Source organism: Niallia sp. Marseille-Q9988 (assembly GCF_976954375.1).
In genome coordinates this window covers 145,566-163,536 of record NZ_CDRJSZ010000007.1, presented here as the reverse complement: position 1 = coordinate 163,536, position 17,971 = coordinate 145,566, and the positions used below count along the sequence as shown (strand labels likewise).

General features: G+C 33.9%; 18 protein-coding genes. 2 read left to right on the top strand and 16 right to left on the bottom strand.

The window, feature by feature from the left end; genetic code table 11:
• Positions 1-556: 556 nt before the first annotated feature.
• Together ACWNMZ_RS14375 and ilvA are read right to left on the bottom strand one after the other, a co-directional pair.
• Entirely contained in the window at positions 557-1,399 is an 843-nt protein-coding gene (locus tag ACWNMZ_RS14375) for a DegV family protein (protein WP_031538135.1), read from the bottom strand.
• Between the two features lie 314 nt (positions 1,400-1,713).
• On the bottom strand, positions 1,714-2,979 hold the full coding sequence (gene ilvA, locus ACWNMZ_RS14370; RefSeq protein ID WP_031538136.1) for a threonine ammonia-lyase IlvA: 1,266 nt from the start codon (positions 2,977-2,979) through the stop codon (positions 1,714-1,716).
• Between the two features lie 200 nt (positions 2,980-3,179).
• On the opposite strand from ilvA, the gene trhA reads away from it, so the two are divergent.
• Positions 3,180-3,818, top strand: coding sequence for a PAQR family membrane homeostasis protein TrhA (trhA, locus tag ACWNMZ_RS14365; protein ID WP_031538137.1), 639 nt, complete (start codon positions 3,180-3,182; stop codon positions 3,816-3,818).
• Between the two features lie 68 nt (positions 3,819-3,886).
• Here trhA and ACWNMZ_RS14360 read toward each other — a convergent pair whose 3' ends face one another.
• From ACWNMZ_RS14360 to ACWNMZ_RS14330, 7 genes are all read right to left on the bottom strand, one after another.
• Positions 3,887-4,378, bottom strand: a complete 492-nt coding sequence (locus ACWNMZ_RS14360; RefSeq protein ID WP_031538138.1) for a dihydrofolate reductase — start codon at positions 4,376-4,378, stop codon at positions 3,887-3,889.
• Positions 4,375-5,169 (bottom strand): thymidylate synthase, encoded by a 795-nt coding sequence (locus ACWNMZ_RS14355; RefSeq protein WP_031538139.1) that lies wholly within the window; start codon positions 5,167-5,169, stop codon positions 4,375-4,377. The genes ACWNMZ_RS14360 and ACWNMZ_RS14355 overlap by 4 nt, the downstream gene beginning before the upstream one ends.
• A gap of 40 nt (positions 5,170-5,209) precedes the next feature.
• Positions 5,210-5,917: an anthrax toxin lethal factor-related metalloendopeptidase gene (locus ACWNMZ_RS14350; RefSeq protein WP_031538140.1), complete on the bottom strand. Its 708-nt coding sequence runs from the start codon at positions 5,915-5,917 to the stop codon at positions 5,210-5,212.
• 226 nt (positions 5,918-6,143) lie between these two features.
• Positions 6,144-6,722, bottom strand: a complete 579-nt coding sequence (locus tag ACWNMZ_RS14345; RefSeq protein ID WP_031538142.1) for a TerD family protein — start codon at positions 6,720-6,722, stop codon at positions 6,144-6,146.
• Positions 6,723-6,792: 70 nt separating this feature from the next.
• Positions 6,793-7,404 carry a TerD family protein gene (locus ACWNMZ_RS14340; RefSeq protein WP_031538143.1) on the bottom strand — a complete coding sequence of 204 codons (612 nt, stop codon included), beginning with the start codon at positions 7,402-7,404 and terminating at the stop codon, positions 6,793-6,795.
• A 281-nt stretch (positions 7,405-7,685) separates the two neighbouring features.
• Entirely contained in the window at positions 7,686-8,789 is a 1,104-nt protein-coding gene (locus tag ACWNMZ_RS14335) for a toxic anion resistance protein (RefSeq protein WP_396953873.1), read from the bottom strand.
• 3 nt (positions 8,790-8,792) lie between these two features.
• Complete coding sequence (locus ACWNMZ_RS14330; protein ID WP_031538145.1) at positions 8,793-10,436, bottom strand: YceG family protein; 1,644 nt, start codon at positions 10,434-10,436, stop codon at positions 8,793-8,795.
• 233 nt (positions 10,437-10,669) lie between these two features.
• On the opposite strand from ACWNMZ_RS14330, the gene ACWNMZ_RS14325 reads away from it, so the two are divergent.
• Complete coding sequence (locus tag ACWNMZ_RS14325) at positions 10,670-10,927, top strand: hypothetical protein (RefSeq protein ID WP_031538146.1); 258 nt, start codon at positions 10,670-10,672, stop codon at positions 10,925-10,927.
• Between the two features lie 136 nt (positions 10,928-11,063).
• Here the strand turns inward: ACWNMZ_RS14325 and ACWNMZ_RS14320 are convergent, their stop codons facing one another.
• From ACWNMZ_RS14320 to ACWNMZ_RS14290, 7 genes are all read right to left on the bottom strand, one after another.
• Complete coding sequence (locus ACWNMZ_RS14320) at positions 11,064-11,858, bottom strand: HAD family hydrolase (RefSeq protein WP_031538147.1); 795 nt, start codon at positions 11,856-11,858, stop codon at positions 11,064-11,066.
• Positions 11,855-12,973, bottom strand: coding sequence for a cysteine protease StiP family protein (locus ACWNMZ_RS14315; RefSeq protein ID WP_031538148.1), 1,119 nt, complete (start codon positions 12,971-12,973; stop codon positions 11,855-11,857). Before ACWNMZ_RS14315 ends, ACWNMZ_RS14320 begins: the two co-directional genes overlap by 4 nt.
• A 3-nt stretch (positions 12,974-12,976) precedes the next feature.
• On the bottom strand, positions 12,977-14,335 hold the full coding sequence (locus ACWNMZ_RS14310; RefSeq protein WP_449598664.1) for a phosphoribosyltransferase family protein: 1,359 nt from the start codon (positions 14,333-14,335) through the stop codon (positions 12,977-12,979).
• Positions 14,274-15,473, bottom strand: a complete 1,200-nt coding sequence (locus ACWNMZ_RS14305) for an HpcH/HpaI aldolase/citrate lyase family protein (RefSeq protein ID WP_031538150.1) — start codon at positions 15,471-15,473, stop codon at positions 14,274-14,276. Before ACWNMZ_RS14305 ends, ACWNMZ_RS14310 begins: the two co-directional genes overlap by 62 nt.
• Before the next feature lie 391 nt (positions 15,474-15,864).
• Positions 15,865-16,644 carry a TerC family protein gene (locus tag ACWNMZ_RS14300; protein ID WP_031538152.1) on the bottom strand — a complete coding sequence of 260 codons (780 nt, stop codon included), beginning with the start codon at positions 16,642-16,644 and terminating at the stop codon, positions 15,865-15,867.
• 34 nt (positions 16,645-16,678) lie between these two features.
• Positions 16,679-17,260, bottom strand: a complete 582-nt coding sequence (locus ACWNMZ_RS14295) for a TerD family protein (protein WP_031538153.1) — start codon at positions 17,258-17,260, stop codon at positions 16,679-16,681.
• A gap of 112 nt (positions 17,261-17,372) precedes the next feature.
• Positions 17,373-17,963: a YpjP family protein gene (locus ACWNMZ_RS14290; protein WP_031538154.1), complete on the bottom strand. Its 591-nt coding sequence runs from the start codon at positions 17,961-17,963 to the stop codon at positions 17,373-17,375.
• Positions 17,964-17,971 lie beyond the last annotated feature (8 nt).

Here is a 17,971-nt window from a genome sequence, read left to right as displayed (position 1 = left end):
TACTCCATTTTTTTATTTAATAGGCTAAGTTTTGTAAAGTTTGTTGCTAAGAGTCGCAGCCTGAATCCACTTCTCTAGTTTCATTTCTCCCATTTTCTACAAATACGTTCACCTGTCATAGAAGATTTATTTCCTTTTTTTCCACTATTGTCAGAATAAAAGAAGCTGGGACAAAACTAAATAACTAATCTTTAAAGACGAACAATCTTTAATTTATCTCTTAAATAAAGCTACTTTCTCATGATGGTTATCTATGTTTTTAAATCTAGTTAAGTGTAAAAACTAAGTCGTTCCATTGCGCTACGGACGCTCGATGCGCCGGGGAGGAAGCTAAGCCTCCTCGCTGCGCTGCGGGGTCTAAAGCGTCTCTTATTCCCGCAGGAGTCGAGCGTCCTCCGCTCCATTTCACTTCGTTTTTAAACCTTTTTCTATAAAACAAACACGAACTATAATGTAATTAAATTACATTATAGTTCGTGTTTGTTGTTGATTGAAATACTTATGTCCCAGCCTCTTTTATAAATGCATCTAAAATCTTATCAAGTTGGTAAGATTGCTATTCAATATAGTAGCTGAAACCAATAGCTCCGGGTCCTGTATGTGTTGAAATAACAGGTGTAGTATAATCTATATCCACTTTATTAAATCCAGTGGCCTTTTCTATTGCTTCCTTCAATTTAATGGCAACTTCAAGACTACCAGCATGTGTAATTCCTACACTTTTAATTTTCTTGCCAAGACTGTCTTCTACAAATGCACCTACTAAATACTTTACTGCTTGGGAGCGACTTCTAACTTTTGCAATAGGTGTATATACACCTTCCTCAAGCGTTGCGATTGGCTTAATATTTAGTAAAGAGCCTAGAAAAGCTTTTCCTTTTCCAATTCTTCCGCCCTTCATTAAATTCTCTAATGTATCGACTACTACAAAAAGTTTCGTATGCTTTTTCACATGATTTAATCTTTGCAATATTTCCGCTACATTATGTCCATTTTGCACCATTTTTGCAGCTTCTAATACTTGAAAAGATAACCCCTTTGAAATAAACTCAGAGTCTACTACAAAGACACTCGCCTTTGTTAATTGGCTCGCACTTTTAGCTGATTCTACCGTCCCACTCATACCGCCTGTCATATGAATGGATATAATATCATACCCTTTATCAGCAAGTTCATCATATTTTTCAATGAAAGTGCCAACAGAAGGCTGTGAAGTTTTAGGCAATTCATCTGATTCCATCATTTTATCAATAAATTCAGCAGGGGTAATATCCACCCTATCCAAATATGATTTATTATTAATATAAATTGATAAAGATATTACCTCAATTTCATATTTTTCTAATATTTCCTTCGATAAATCAACTGTTGAATCTGTTACAATTTTAATTTTTTTCATTTCACACGTCCCTATTTGTCATTCATTTTTTCATTAAAACGCTTACTTTATTATACATTTATTTTTTAGGATTTTCCTATGCTCACTCTATTGATTTTATTTTTTGAGCATATACTATTCACTATACCACAAATTATACTTTTCGTAACCTGTGAATTTTATCACATATCCTTGATGTTTCTTTAAGAATAAAATATGTGTACGCATTTAGAAAATTATTTCTACTTGTCCTTGTTTCATGTTAAAAATAGTTAAAAAAATGGCCATGCATGATTAAATTTCTCACGCATGGCCATTACCGATTACTTTAGATGTTAGACGAGCAAATGAAATAAATTAGAATCTCTATTCACTTCCGTGTAAGGAAAACCTTTTTTATCCATTCTTTCAATTAGTCCTTTATAGTCATCCCTATTCTTCAGCTCTAAGCCAACAAGCGCTGGACCATTCTCTTTATTATTCTTTTTGGCATATTCAAACCGGACAATATCATCATCGGGTCCTAACACATCATCTAAAAATTCTCTAAGCGCACCTGCTCTTTGGGGGAAATTTACAATGAAGTGATATAACAATCCCTCATATAGTAGAGAACGTTCTTTAATATCCTGCATACGATCAATATCGTTATTTCCACCGCTAATTACAAGTACAATGTTTTTCCCTTTTATCTTTTCTTTATATAAATCGAGGGCAGCAACTGGCAAAGCTCCTGCTGGTTCGGCAACGATAGCATGCTCATTATATAAAGAAAGAATAGACGTACAAACTTTTCCCTCAGGCACTAAAACAATATCATCAACATAATCTCTACAGATTTCAAAATTCTTTTGTCCAACACTTTTGACTGCTGCACCATCAACAAATTTATCAATCTTATTTAGTGTTACTACCTTATTTCTAATTAAGGCTTCTTTCATCGAAGGTGCACCAGCTGGCTCCACACCAATCATTTGAGTTAATGGAGAAACGCTTTTCATGTATGTACTTAATCCTGCCATTAAACCGCCGCCACCAATGCTTGCAAAAACATAATCAATTGGAACATCAATATCATTCATCATTTCAATGGCCATCGTTCCTTGCCCTGCAATGACATTCTCATCATTAAATGGATGAATAAATGCTCTTTCTTCTGCTTCTGCACAAGCAACTGCTTCTACATAGGAATCATCAAATGTATCACCAGTTAAAATAATCTCCACATTTTCCTTCCCAAACATTTTAACCTGCGTAACCTTTTGTTTAGGCGTTGTAGCTGGCATGAAAATTTTCCCATGAACATTTAAATAACGACAAGAATATGCTACACCTTGAGCATGGTTTCCTGCACTTGCACAAACAACACCATTTTTCATTTTTTCTATTTCTAGCATCTTCATCGAATAAAATGCACCCCTTAATTTAAAGGAACGCACATGCTGTAGATCTTCCCTTTTTAAATAAACATTGCAATCATATTTTTCAGATAATCGATAATTTTTTTGTAAGGGAGTATGGGCTACTATGTCTTTAATTCCTTGGTATGCAATAATAATATCCTCCAATTGCACCCATTTTTTCATTACATTTTGTTCCATTTCCACACCCTCATTTCTAACCATTTTAATTCGTACATTATACCATGAATTTTTCGCTTTCTCCTAATAAAATTTTAAATTTTCTTTTTTTTCATATATTTTGATTGCGTAGAATTTTTCCCAATAAATTCATCGCTGTATTTGTTTGTTTTTATGGAAGTAATACCTTACAATGAAAGAATAAGGAGTGACTTTCATTTATGAATTTTTCAATAAAAGATTTTTCGCTAAAAGAAGAGATAGCCAACAGTATAACCCATGGTATTGGATTACTTATGAGCATTCCCGCTTTAGTAATGCTTATTTTAAATGCAGCTGAAACTGCTAACCCATGGAGAATTGTAAGTTTTTCCATTTTTGGTGCTTCCATGATTATCCTCTATCTATGCTCCACATTATTGCATAGTATTACCCATGAAAAAGTAAAGGATTTTTTCGAGATATTGGATCATTCATCCATCTATCTTCTAATCGCAGGAACATATACTCCCTTTGTTTTAGTTGCCATTCGTGGTAGCTTAGGCTGGACCCTTTTTGGGATTGTTTGGGCATTAGCTATTATTGGGATTGTCTTTAAATGTTACTATGTCAAAAAATATATTGTAACATCAACAATCCTCTATGTTATTATGGGCTGGCTAATTGTGATGGCAATCGTGCCACTTTATCATGCAATTGGAATGACTGGTTTCCTGTTTCTCATTGGAGGTGGCCTGCTTTATACTGTTGGTAGTGTATTTTATGTCATGCAAAAAATCCCCTACTTTCATGCCATTTGGCATATTTTTGTTTTAGCTGGCAGTGCTTTAATGTATTTTTGTGTATATCTCTATGTTTAATTAATATAAAAGATTACTACAATCTTTCTATAAGAAAAAGGAAGGCGAATTCGCCTTCCTTTTTCTTATTATTCCGCTCTTTCATAGACATAAAACACATGAGGATACAAGTTTTTGTCATTTACTATCCCTTTTTGTTCACTTACAAGTTTCCATTCATGCCAATTTAAAGCAGGAAAAAAGGTATTTCCTTCAAATTCATGGTCGATTCGTGTAATGTATAATCGGTCTGTTTCGCTTAATGTTTCTGCAAAAAGCTCAGCACCACCAATTACAAATATTTCTTCCTCCTGATGGGCTTTACTCCATTTATAAAATTCATCAATCGAATAGAATATTGTACATCCTTCACAAATATACCCTTGATTTCTCGTAATAACGACATTTTCACGATTTGGAAGATTTCTGCCGATTGAGTCCCTTGTTTTTCTCCCCATCACAATTGGATGCCCTGTCGTTATTTTTTTGAAATACTTTAAATCCTCTGGCAAATGCCATGGCAATTGATTATTCAAACCAATAACATTATTTCTATCCATTGCAACAATTAAGGAAATCATACACTGACCACCCCTTTAATATGGGGATGTGCTTCATAATTAACGATTTCAAAATCTTCATATTTAAAGGAAAAAATATCTTTTACGTCTTTATTCATTTTCAACTGTGGTAATGTCTTTGGATCTCTCGTTAACTGAAGTTTTACCTGCTCAACATGATTTGTATAGATATGAACATCTCCAAAGGAATGAATAAATTCTCCTACCTCTAAATCACAAACTTGGGCGATCATATGTGTAAGCAGAGCGTAAGAAGCAATATTAAAAGGCACTCCAAGAAATACATCTGCTGAACGCTGGTACAGTTGACAAGATAATTTACCATCTGCAACATAAAATTGAAAAAGACAATGACATGGTGGCAAAGCCATTTTCTCCATGTCCCCAACGTTCCATGCACTAATAATTAATCTTCTAGAATCTGGATTTGTCTTGATTGCATGAATCAATTCAGATATTTGGTCAATTGTGTTCCCTTCTCTTGTCGTCCAAGAGCGCCATTGATGTCCATAAACTGGGCCTAAGTTACCTTGCTCATCTGCCCATTCATTCCAAATTCGAACATTATGATCTTGTAAATATTTCACATTTGTATCGCCATTTAAAAACCAAAGCAACTCATAAATTATGGAACGTAAATGCAGCTTTTTCGTTGTAATTAATGGAAATCCTTCTGAAAGATCAAACCTCATTTGATATCCAAAGGTACTAATAGTTCCAGTTCCAGTTCGATCTTCTTTTTTTACACCATTTGTTAAAACATGCTTACATAGATCTAAATATTGTCTCATTTTATACACCCTTTATATTAAATTGCGATTCCCTACAAGCTTATTGTATTGTAGCGATATACTGATATGTTTTCGGAGCTAGTTGCGAAAGTGTTTCCTTTTCCTTTCCTCCCATATAAAACATGGCAAATGTTTCTGCGAAATATTCTTCTGCATATTGAAGAAAGTATTGTCTATTAGGAAATAACTTCCCTTTTTCCTCGTTCCAAACTAATCTATATGCTTCTGTTTTGCTCGCATTGTTTAGAACTTTATAATCAATGGAATGAGCCAATTCATGATATTCTAAATTAACAGAGCTGTGCCCTTGTCCCTTTTCACTCGCACCTATTTTTACAAGAACCACTTTCCCGCCACCAATACCAGGAACATCATCCCACGTCTTTTGAGAGGTGTAGCCCCTTGGAATAATTCCAGCAAATTTCTGTGCTGTCTTATTATCTGTTAATTTTCCAGTAAATAATTTTACTTTTATTCCCCTAGATTGCACCTTATTTAATAGAGTAGAAGGCAATTGATTTAATCTTTCAATTATTGCAGCTGCTTCTTCTTGATCATAAGATTCTTCTGGCAAAATTATCATATTTCCTAAGTTTTCTTTTGCTTCTAGGGATAAATTCGCCTTAATAATGGTTAGTTCAGATAAGTTTTTTAAGTATATTTCATTATTCGGAAGCTGGGAGTTTCCCATCAAAATGCTCGTTGCTGCTATCATACATAATGGTGCTATTCTTTTGAGCCATCTCATCCATATCCCCCACAACTAATCTCTCTATGTTCTTTCTAAAAATAAGAAAGAGAGGAGAAACCTATTCTACTAAAATTATAGCATAGGTTAGGAATCTCAAAAACTAGATAAAATTACCTAAATTCTTCATAAAAAAATCCAAAAGAATGGATAGAAGAATCTTTTTGCAATTCTTCTACTTTCATTCTTTTGGGATATGACTCTTTTTAAAGACTTACAATTCTAGTTAAACTTCTAATCCATAATTACGGCACAGGGCGGCAAGTCCTCCTGAAAATCCACTTCCTATGGCATTAAATTTCCATTCCCCATTATGTTTGTAAAGCTCACAAACGATAACAGCTGTCTCGACAGAAAAATCTTCCCCTAAGTCAAAGCGTAGGATTTCTATATTATTATCTTCATTTACGACACGTACAAACGCATTGGAAACTTGTCCAAAGTTTTGTCTTCTTGATTCTGCATCATGAATAGTAACAGCAATGCCGATTTTATTAACGTGAAGAGGAATCTTCGTAAAATCAATAATGATTTGTTCGTCATCTCCATCTCCCTCACCCGTGCGATTATCACCAGTATGCTCCACTCCACCGCTTGGATGGACAAGATTATTATAAAAAATAAAATCCTCGTCATTAATAACCTTGCCGTTTTCATTTGCCATAAAAGCTGACGCATCTAAATCAAAGCCAGTTCCACCATCGTACTGGTTAATATCCCAGCCCAACCCAATGATAGCTCTAGTTAACCCTGGATTTGTTTTTGTTAAATCAATTCGTTGTCCTTTAGAAAGATTAATACTCATTTCTATTCCCCCATATCTGAATAATAGATTGATTTATAGACAGCAGCTTTTTTGTGCCTATTTGACAAAATTAGGAATAAGATTTAACAACTTCACCTAGACTACCTGCGTTTGTCCCTGTACCAATTGCCGCAAACTTCCAATCTTGTCCATGTCTATATAATTCACCGACTATCAAACTAGTCTTACCTGCATAATCATCTGTCAAGTTGTAGTGAATAAGCGATTGATTGGATAAAGGATTGACGATTCGAATAAAAGCATTTTGAATCATGCCAAAATGTTGTCTTCTTTTCACTGCATCATATATATTTACAACAAATATTAACTTTTGAATATGTGATGGCACCTTATTTAATTCAATATTTATTTGTTCATCATCCCCATCACCGTCACCTGTTAGGTTATCTCCTGAATGGTGGACACTACCATCGCGGCTTTTTAAATTTCCAAAATAGATAACATCATTATTTGCTTGAACCTTCCCCTGTTCATTGACCATAATGACAGAAGCATCACAATCAATACTTGCTGTCGAACCACCACCAAATAAAGATCCTAAAAGCCCTCCGCCTTTATTTTGCTGAACTGGATCCCAGCCAAGACCAATTAAAATTTTACTTAATCCTGGATTTCCCTTTGTTAAATCAACTCTTTGTCCTTTTTGTAAATTAATTGCCATGATTCTCACTCCTATGTATGGTAGTAATATTTGTTATCAAACTTTTTTTAAAGCTTTCAATAAATGAAATAATATTAATCCATGCTAACTTCCAAAAGAAATTTGCTATTAAAAGAAATGTGTTGATTGCAGAGAAAACAGGCATTCATAAGGAAGAAAGACGTACTTACTTAACCAACCCTATGTTTTCAACTTAACTACCTATAGAATAAAATGAAGTCACTACAATCAACACTGTTAGTCAAATACTTTAATAAATTGGCTCATAAATGAAGTCTGAATTACCCTTGAAGCTTCATTTGCTTGAAGTTATTTTGCAATTCTTCTAATTTTTTTGTTCCTTCTTCTCTTAAGCGTTTATTTTCTTCTTCAATCGTTTTTGTTTCCTGCATTCCTTTGATAATAATATTCCATGATTCTTCAATTGTCTCAATCTTAATGCTCGGGCTGCCTGCAAGCCTTGCAATATCTACACTTTGCTGGGAGATATTTTGAGCGTTTTTCACCAGCATTTCATTTGTTCTTCTATCCAATTCACTCATGCTGTCTGCAACTAACTTCTGTCTTTTGGCTGCAACAGCTTGAATAAGACCATTTTTAAAAATAGGTATAGTCGTCACAAATGCTGAATTGATCTTACCAATTAATTTAGTGTTTCCTCTTTGTAATAAGCGTATTTGAGGAGCAGTTTGTAAGGCAACCATTTTTGCCATTTCCAAATCGTAAACACGCTGATCTAAGAGCTCTATTGCATTTCTTAAGGTATCAAGCTGCATTCCTGCTAATTGATCACCAGCAACTGCTTTCGCCTCAAGTTGAGGAAGTACATGGGTCTTTAATTCTTCCGATTTCATGCCTCCTGCTACAGCATATTTTTCTAATGTTAAATAATATTGATAATTTTGCTCGTACATTTCATCGAGCATCGTTGTAGAATCAACCATTTCATTTTGATATTTTGAAATTTCTACATAGACTTTATCTATCTCTTGTCCCATAGACTGGTATTTTCCAAAAAGCTTTTCCATTATTTTTTCACTTTTTTTAAACAGTTTGCCAAAAAAACCCTTTGATGACTCTTCAAAATCCTTTTTGTCAAATTTATCCATGATTCTACCAAGCTGTTTCAATAATTCGCCAGAGTCTTCTACTTTAGTAGTTCTCATATTATTAAGGATTTTATCAGAGAATTTTGAGATTTGCGTTGCAGGTTCCTTCCCGAATTCGAGTATTTGAATTTGATCCTTTTCGTCAATCGACTGTGCCAATTTCTGTACTTCTGGCTCATTTCTAAGCGCTAACTTTATTTCCGACACTTTTTCTTCTGTTAATATCTCTGCAACTTGATTGTCTGCATTATTTACATTTGATGGTTGCATATTCATCTTTTATTCTCCTTTTCTATTCTTTAAAAATCCGCTAAATATACCCCTTTTTAAAAAGGATGGTTCTTTATATTCCATGTCAAACACCATATCCTCAAGCCAGTGTACATCAAATAATGTATCTTTTGTATAGTTCTCCATGTCTACATGTCCTGCAGGATTATAAATAATAATATCTACACCAAGTGTGTTCATTAATAGCAGCAAGGCTGCATCTTCTCTTGTAAACACACCATTTTGCTCTGTTTTAAACAGTACGATACTTGGTACTTCTTGTGCGTAATCAAACTTTTGCAACATTTTCAAGAAATCATCCGGTATTAATAAGCATTGTGAAAACAGAAAAATCGCTACATCTTCGTCTGATTCATTAGCCAGCTTCTTCAGAGATGTCCTTGTGCAAACTCTTGATATAGCAGCAGCTATTCCTTTCTGCAAACCTGCTGGCAACTGTTTATACTTCCAATAATGTGCTGCCATCATCTTATCTGGATCAAGTATACCATCTGTTCCAAGTGCACCGCGATAATGGTATCGAAAATCACTAATAATAGCTCTTGTGAACGGAAAACTTCGAATTAATAAAGTTTCCTCTTTATTCACGATAGCATGGATTCGATCCCAGTACTCTTTTCGATTCTTACTTACACCAAATATTTTAGCAAAAACAGACGGGATATGCACTTCTCCATTTTTAACATCAAAGTTTGGACGAATCATTGCCGGTTCTTTCTCAAGAAGAAAGATTTCATCATACGTAGTTTTTAATGTAATGGAAATCGGTAGATATTCTCTAAATTGCCACGGTTTATAAAGATTGGAACCTTCATGGTGAAGAATACTCTCAATCTCCCTTGACGCTCGATATGCTACAGTTGCTGTTCTTTTTCGTTCTTCTTTAGGAAAACTTTCAGGTTCTTTCATTCGTGGGTATTGATGTTGAAAAAATAATTCCTTATCCAATTTTAATTTTTCTAGAATGTCATCCCCATTAGGATGTACAATGACGATGTCACAACCAAAGGTAAGAAGATAGTAAATAAAATATGACTGACTTTTATTGGCATCACCATACCAAAGAAATTTAGGCATATTTTCATTTAATTGGCTTTCTTCTATAGCTGGTTGTAAATGATTGATGGACCATTTTATTATATCAACTACTAATCTTCTTAAATCATTATTTTTCAAGCCGTTTTCTTCCACTTCTGAAAAATGCTGAATGACTTTAATAAAGCTCTCTCTCAATTTTCTATGAATGGCAGGAATAGAGGATTTTATCAACACATTTTCTCCATCTAGAAAAGCAACAAAACGATTAATGGATAAATTTTGCTCCTGCATCCGATTAAATACTTTTTGAATAGATTGAAAATGCTGATTATCAATCGTCCGATCAAGCGATTCATCTGTCAGTAAATGTAAGCCTGTATTATCTTTATTTATCCAATCGAAAAGCTGATTATAATATTCATCCTCGTCTACTGGTATTCCAAGTAATTTTACTACAGCCTGACCGAACGTAAAAATGCGGTTACTCGTATCGTGTAGCGGTCGTTCTTTAACTGGCTTTAATAGAATATCAAACCAATTTTCCGTAGACAAAGGAAGGATAACATTATTGATTGTATAATAGTCTTTATTCATTTTCTCCACTTCCTAATTTTAAACCAATGATAACTGTCTACCTTTATCATAGCATAGCATTACGCTATGACTAAATATTCTACTTAATAATTCTTTACGAAAATGTTATAAAAAGGTTTCATTTTTTAGGCGAAAGGACAAGATTTTTCACTTCTCTCTTTCAATCGTGATGTAAGCACCTAATCTTTTACTCGAGCATATAATACAGTACATTAGGCGAGTAGGTGCTAACTATGAGATCATTTTTTCGAAAATACACGTATCATGAAATTGAAACAGATTTAAATTATGTACAAAATGTTCTATCATCAAATATGTATGTTTTTGTTGATTTAATCTTTATTTCTCTAATGATTAGTTTTTTTATGGCTATATTTTTTGAATCTATTTTATTCGGGGTTATTGTATTTATTTGCTGTTATTTATTTTTCATCTCCATTTATTGTTTATTGCTTAAATGGATTAAAGATCCGCCAGAAGATGAACTATAAGTAAACTTACTCTTATAAAGGGAATAACCATTATGATCGTTTCATATTACCATTCTAACCATCCATTACTATTGGATAAAGTATAGAGGCGAGTGTTTTCCATTCGCCTCTTTCTTCTAATCCTATTTATTCCTATTTAACAAATAAACTGTTTATGCACATTTCTCACGATTTCTTCACCAGCAAATGCTCCTTTTTGAATGGTTAGATGCTGTGTTGGATTTTTTATTTTTTCTAGAGTTAACTCTCCATGTCTTGGAATATAACCTATTTTACAATTATTTAGAAATGGTAAATCTAATAAGGAATCACCTGCGCCAATTGATTTCTCCACTCCTTCTCTTTCTATTATGTATTTAATTGCCTCCCCCTTACAGATAGGCTTTGGCATAAAATAAAGCTTTCTTCCTTGTAAAGATATATTCCATCCATTTTCTATTGCAACTTGGATTAGCTCTCTTTTGATATCTTCGTCTATATTTGTTTTTAATACATAATAAAAGAAAAGATTATCGGCAATTTTCAACTCGCCATGTAAAGAATAAATCTGTAGCTTTTGTAGTAATTCACCTTTCTCCATACAATCTTCTTTTAATCTGGTGTGAATGGTTTGTGCCCACTCCTTTACAAGCTCTCCTTTATAATGAATTTTTGCTCCATTGCTTGTAACACAGTATGTCATTGGCATTTCTTCATTGAAAATAAAAATTCGCTTATATTGTTCATAAGTTCTCGTCGTAACAGGAACGAAAAAATGCTTAGTAGCAATCTCCTTCAATAAATCATAACTATCTTTTGTCATATAAGAAACAGGTTCACCATTTTTCACTTCCACACCAATCATCGATTCATTCCAAGGTGTTTCCATTTCATGTAATGCACGTTTTGAATAAATTAACGTTCTGTCTAAATCTGATGCAAATAGATTCATCCTTTTCGCACTACCTTCTTAATTAATCCACAGCATGTATAGCTCATATTAGGATATGGAATTACTTCTACGTTTCTTTCTTGTGCTAATAAGACGATATGTTGAACATAAGGGCTATCTGGATCCTTCATTAATATCTTCCATGGCACCCTTCGTAACAATACTCTTGTTGTTTCACCGACACCTGGTTTTACATAATGGGTACTATCAATACCGAATTCTTCCTTAATGGTCAGAACTTCTTTCATTCCTTTAAAATCAACGGTTTGATCTAGTTCATTTGCACGAATACATTCCTCTATTTGGAGTGGATTTACTTTTGGAAATGCCTCTGTAATCTCGTCTAAATAGCTATTCGATACATCATATGGCTCTAATTCCTGATAATACTTCGCCCCATGAAAATCATCTTTTTTGATATACTCTTCATTTAACACAGTACGACTTACTAGTCCTGACACTGTTGAATTTAAACAAGCACTTGGAATCAAAAAGTCTTCTCTCGTTCCATAAAGTGTTGTACAGTATCCTGGATCAGCAAGCACTGCTAATGTATCATCTAATCGAATCTGATACTTTTGGTAAAACTCCTCACAGTTTTTCGTTAATTCAGTTGAAATTGCTCCTTTTCCTGTCCATCCATCAATAAATTGCAGGGCATAACCATTATGTGTTTGCAGCATGTAATGAATTGCATTTTCATCTATTCCTCTATCTCTTATAATAGAAATACTGTAGTGAGGAAGAGAAACGTCATATTTCCATTTCAAATAGCGTTTAATTAAGATTCCAATAGGTGTTCCTGCTCGTGCTAAGGAAACCAATACTGTTTGTTTACCATGTTTGTGATAAATTTGTTCTGCAACAATTGCGGTACAAAGGGCTACTTTGTCTTTATAAACATCGAGCGTCTCCCAAAAAAGCTGCAAATAATGTTCAGGTGGATTGTATTCGATTGGTAATGTTTCACTATAATGCTCTCCACCTTGAACCCTTTTTTCCCTTTCCTCGGTTGAGCCCTCTAATGTAACATTACTTAAGTCTTTTAATAGAAATATAACATCCTCTTTATCATAAGAACCGAACCTTACTAGATGATCTATGTTTGCTTTCATGATTTACCTCCCGTTACAGTATACAATATTTATTTTTTTCACTTGAACTGCTGTTAATTCAGCCAGCAACTCCGCTAATCTATCCTCACTAACCTTGCGCTCAAAAAATAAAAAGATATCGTCGTATTGCTTAGCATCAATATTGTATAAATAATGCACAATATCCAAATCTTCTGGATTTGAAAAACAGAATGCATTTTTAGCCCCATAATGCTCTTCATTATTGGGATAAATAGGACTTCTAGTCGTTGATTGATAAAATATATTTTCTCCCATATAGCTTGCTAGCTTCATTGGAATATACATAAACTCCCCTGTTCCAATGCAAAGCGTAGTACCCACACGCTTTTTCTTCAGGTCATTTGCTGCGAGTCTAATCCAATCGTCTGTGAGTTCCTCCATATGGATGCCAAATCTTCCTGTATCCTTTAAGTACCCATAGTCATTTCTTATCCCTGCCAAACTTGTGGAAGTGATTGGGACGATTCGCTCTTTCACATAATTTTCGAGACTAATATATTCAAGTTGAGGTTTCTTTCTATTTGTTTCAGTTATCTCCGTTTGCGAAACAAGATTAAGAGGAACACCAATAAGCTCAAAGCTACCTTTAAGTAAAGAGACGACTTGAACCTTAATTTGCAATTCCTGTTCAAGGGATTCCATCTCTAACTGCCATTTTTTGGAACGCCAATCTAGAATGGATACAACCGTATATTTATCTCTAGGATATTTCTGATGAATATCTCGGATAATGTTTATAGCTGTTTTGCCTGTCGTTAATTCATCGTCTACTAAAATAATTTCTCGTAGATTATCAAGAGTGTCTTCCTCAACATAACAACGGTGAGATGTTGCATGTGAATGCTCTTCTTCAAAAGTAATGATTGGCACTAGCTCATTTACGTTTTCTCTAGTTGTGTGGAAAAAAGTAGCCTGTTTAAATGCTCGAAAAAAAGAATGACCTAATCCCGTTGCAGTTTCTGCAAAGCCGATTATAATAGGATTTGCTTGTGTACTTGAAATAAATGGCTTGTCCAAAAACTGTGAAGCTGAATCACGATAAATAGCCATTATTTCCTCTCTTTGGGGAGAAATAGTGCCAGTAATAATTTCTTCATAATGTGCTGCCAACATAAATCCAGTAAGGAGCCCTTTATTTGGCTCAATCGGTAAATGCTTGCCTAATAGTTTACTAACAAATAAAAATGCCCGTTTCTTATTGATTCGTGCTGCCATTTTAAAAAAATCTTCTAGTGGAAGATGAAATGGATTTTCTTCGATGATGATGTCCATCTGTAAATTATGAATGATTGGTAATGAAATTTTCTTGTTTAAGTAAGTCAATGTATGTAAATCCTTCATGAAACACCCCGTAAACCTTTGATTTTAAAATAATTTTTTGTGCCCAGTAGAAATGAGGCTTAATTTCATTCATCTTATTTGAAAAACTACTTTTTACTACACCAATCTCCCCATTATTACTTTCTATAATATTACAAGCATCTAAATATTCCTCATAGGAAACAACATTTAATGCTTGCACTGGTTTTATATGTGTAGGATGAATAATTGTCTTTCCGGTTAAACCATTCGTAATATCCATCATAACTTCTCTAATTAATCCATCCATATGTTTATCTATGAGCTGTGTTCGCATATTCATTCCAGCTTTTCCATACCGCTTTCGGAATGGTGTCTCTCTCAATTGCGGAATTAGAACTCGCTCGCTCATTGTAAAATATTCCCAAACTGGTCCAGAAACAACATATGCACTATCCGCACGTGTAAATACATTAACAATATCCGAAATACAATCTCGAATAATCGCAACATCATATACAGTCGTTTCTGCATTTCTACGAATACCATACAATCCGCAAAAATCAGTAGCGCCAATCCGCACATTTAAAATGAGATGCTTATATTCATCTAGTACTTTCTTTATGGAAAGAAGTTCATCCATTCTAGTTTCTTTTTCAATTATTTTTTTTGTTTCTAAAATCGGCATCGCATATAAAGAATGCCCTAGCATATTATATTTTTCTAATTCTTTTAAAATGATCTCTCCCACTGCCGCTTCAAACTTAGGTATGACGATACCAGTTAATAAACTAATTTTTTCACCAAGCAAATCCATTAGATTTAAAAACTGAGATACAGAGCGTATTCTAATAAAAATCAATGGTAATTCATTTTTTATAAGAATGCTGTCCTCCAACGCTTGATATATGTTTGTTAATTCTTCGACTAATTTACGTTCAGCTATCTCCACTTCGTGATCACCTATGGAGTCCTCTAGACAAATTACCATGGATGTTAAAGCTGCGTGTTTTTTTGTTAATAAATCGTGGAAAATATTCGGTCTTGTTGCAGGCATGTATAAAGTGGAAGCAAGTGCATAGGATAATACTTCCTTCTCCGAAGTACTAAACACCTCTTCTGGTAATTTAAAGAAAAGACGTTCCATTTGTTTTTCATTTAAGTCAGAGAATAATTTCATTTCCTTTGCTCCATTCAATGATATTAACAACTTTTTTAATAATTATTCTGAAAATTCAAAAATAAGAATCGAATTTTATAGTAGGATAATTAATTATATCTTACAATAAAACTATTTTTTGAAAATATTTACTTTATCATGGCGTTTTTTTAGGATGTTCCATATTGCCTATCGTAAGTAATGCGAAGGATATCCTGGGCAGGTAATAGGCGGAGGAGAAAAATAAGATTACTTTTGGAAGGCTGTTTTCTTCCAAATTGTTGCTCTTAAATCTTAAGTCTTATAGTCATTTAACCGATTTAAAAACAACAATCTATTAGAAAAGAGTCTTAGGGAAAGAGGATATCTCTAGTTATCTTAATGTAATACTACTAGAAATATCCTCAAATAATTATGCTTCGCCCTGTTGTTCTGCTTTTTTCTTATTTCTAAAATGCACAACAAAGGTTGCACCAAATGCTATAACTAATAATCCAAAGAAATAAATATGATCAATATGAATATCAAATACTCCTAGCAGCATCTTAACTGCGATAATTAAGATAAGGATATATGCAGTTGCTTCCAGCTCTGGAATTTTATCGATTAATTTAAGGAAAACACCTGCGACACCTCTCATCATAAGAACGCCAAGGATACCACCAATTAATAATACCCATACTTGATTGCTTACACCGAATGCAGCTAAAACACTGTCTACAGAAAAGGCAATATCCATTAATTCAACAGAAATTACTGTTCCCCAAAATAGACCAAATGTACGGATTAGAATCCCATTTTTATTAATGCCTTTATTTTCTTCTTCATCTTCTGTTTCATTCGCTGCTTTTCTTCGATCCATGAAATACTTAATAGCGAGATATGCTAAATATGCAGCTCCGAGTATTTTCACCCATGAGAATTCGATTAAATAAACACCAATTCCAATTGCGATAAAGCGGAATAAATACGCACCTAATAAGCCATAAAACAATGCTTTTCTTCTTTGCTCTGGTGGTAGATGTTTAACCATTACAGCTAGTACCAATGCATTATCCGCAGATAACAGGCCTTCTAATATTACTAATGTTCCAATATAACCCCAACTTACTGGGTCAGTTAATACTTCTCCCCACATTTCCCAATTAAAAAACTGGGCATATGTATCAATAATTGTCTCAAATATTCCCATGAAAAGAGCTTCCCCCTATAATATGCTGATAAAATTAGCCAATTTCCAGACCAAAATCAGTAGCTAATGCAGCTAAACCGCCTTGGTATCCACTTCCAATGGCACTAAATTTCCATTCATTATTATGACGATATAATTCTCCAACAACTAATGCTGTCTCGATAGAGAAATCCTCGCCTAAATCGTAACGAATTAACTCTTCATTTGATTCCTCGTTTAAAATACGAACATAAGAATTAGAAACTTGACCAAAATTTTGATTTCTTCCTTCTCCATCATGAATAGTAATGGTAAATGCAACCCGTTGAATGTTAGCAGGAATTTCTTTTAATTCAACAATGATTTGTTCATCATCTCCATCACCTGCACCTGTACGATTATCTCCTGAATGAACGATGGAACCATTTCCACCTGATGGATTATTATAGAAAACGAAATCAGCATCATTTGTTACTTTTCCATTTTCTCCAAGTAAAAATACAGAGGCATCTAAATCAAAATCTTTTCCGCCATCATACTTATTTACATCCCAGCCTAATCCAATAATCACTTTTGATAATCCAGGATTTCCTTTTGTTAAGTCTACTTTTTGTCCTTTAGATAAACTAATTGCCATAACTAAACTACCTCCAAATTTTTTCATTATAGTTTCTATACGTAATCAGAAAAGAAAAGTTTCAACTTCTTTCATTCACAAGCAACAATTGCTACAAGTAAAGCCAACTCTTCTAACTCATCCACTTAGGGGGAGTATTTTTATCCCAATAAATTTCCCCAAGTGTATAATGTGTTTGGAATTGATCATGATACGTATGATAATGGAAGTTAAAATAATACCCTTCCTGTGGTGGTCGATCCCTTCTTACATGAAAACGAATAATGTCCTCATTTTGTCTTGAAATATGAAATATCCGCTCACTTGTTCCTGATGATGGAAGCTCAGTCACATTCAAATAGCTTAACTCCTCTTCCGGAAAAATACTCGTTACCTCACTAATTGCTTTTTCCATATTTGGGAGAACGACTAGTCGAAATTCATCTTCAATTACCGGTTTGATTTTCGATCCGAATTTTAAGTAACTTTGCTCTTCTGCTCGTTTAAGCATATCACTAATAAACTCTTCTCTTGATATGCCTTTACTATCTGTCAGTATAGCCTCTTCTATACTTTCTCTAGCAAAAGACATTTCTCTTTCATCAATTGGTTTCTTATCGTTATCACTGTTATTATTTAAAAATGTGGATGGTGATGGAGACACAAGGCCAAAAGTTAAAATAGAAACAAATACAACCAGGCTTTTACGAATCCAATTAGGCATTTATTACA

Bases quoted from the DNA above. Each gene is read 5' to 3' on its own strand.
- ACWNMZ_RS14290 (WP_031538154.1), bottom strand. From the start codon at position 17,963: ATGCCTAATTGGATTCGTAAAAGCCTGGTTGTATTTGTTTCTATTTTA.
- ACWNMZ_RS14330 (WP_031538145.1), bottom strand. From the start codon at position 10,436: ATGAATAAAGACTATTATACAATCAATAATGTTATCCTTCCTTTGTCT.
- ACWNMZ_RS14345 (WP_031538142.1), bottom strand. From the start codon at position 6,722: ATGAGTATTAATCTTTCTAAAGGACAACGAATTGATTTAACAAAAACA.
- ACWNMZ_RS14315 (WP_031538148.1), bottom strand. From the start codon at position 12,973: ATGAAAGCAAACATAGATCATCTAGTAAGGTTCGGTTCTTATGATAAA.
- ilvA (WP_031538136.1), bottom strand. From the start codon at position 2,979: ATGGAACAAAATGTAATGAAAAAATGGGTGCAATTGGAGGATATTATT.
- trhA (WP_031538137.1), top strand. From the start codon at position 3,180: ATGAATTTTTCAATAAAAGATTTTTCGCTAAAAGAAGAGATAGCCAAC.
- ACWNMZ_RS14360 (WP_031538138.1), bottom strand. From the start codon at position 4,378: ATGATTTCCTTAATTGTTGCAATGGATAGAAATAATGTTATTGGTTTG.
- ACWNMZ_RS14375 (WP_031538135.1), bottom strand. From the start codon at position 1,399: ATGAAAAAAATTAAAATTGTAACAGATTCAACAGTTGATTTATCGAAG.
- ACWNMZ_RS14295 (WP_031538153.1), bottom strand. From the start codon at position 17,260: ATGGCAATTAGTTTATCTAAAGGACAAAAAGTAGACTTAACAAAAGGA.
- ACWNMZ_RS14325 (WP_031538146.1), top strand. From the start codon at position 10,670: ATGAGATCATTTTTTCGAAAATACACGTATCATGAAATTGAAACAGAT.
- ACWNMZ_RS14350 (WP_031538140.1), bottom strand. From the start codon at position 5,917: ATGAGATGGCTCAAAAGAATAGCACCATTATGTATGATAGCAGCAACG.
- ACWNMZ_RS14305 (WP_031538150.1), bottom strand. From the start codon at position 15,473: ATGAAATTATTCTCTGACTTAAATGAAAAACAAATGGAACGTCTTTTC.
- ACWNMZ_RS14335 (WP_396953873.1), bottom strand. From the start codon at position 8,789: ATGAATATGCAACCATCAAATGTAAATAATGCAGACAATCAAGTTGCA.
- ACWNMZ_RS14320 (WP_031538147.1), bottom strand. From the start codon at position 11,858: ATGAATCTATTTGCATCAGATTTAGACAGAACGTTAATTTATTCAAAA.
- ACWNMZ_RS14310 (WP_449598664.1), bottom strand. From the start codon at position 14,335: ATGAAGGATTTACATACATTGACTTACTTAAACAAGAAAATTTCATTA.
- ACWNMZ_RS14355 (WP_031538139.1), bottom strand. From the start codon at position 5,169: ATGAGACAATATTTAGATCTATGTAAGCATGTTTTAACAAATGGTGTA.
- ACWNMZ_RS14300 (WP_031538152.1), bottom strand. From the start codon at position 16,644: ATGGGAATATTTGAGACAATTATTGATACATATGCCCAGTTTTTTAAT.
- ACWNMZ_RS14340 (WP_031538143.1), bottom strand. From the start codon at position 7,404: ATGGCAATTAATTTACAAAAAGGACAAAGAGTTGATTTAACAAAGGGA.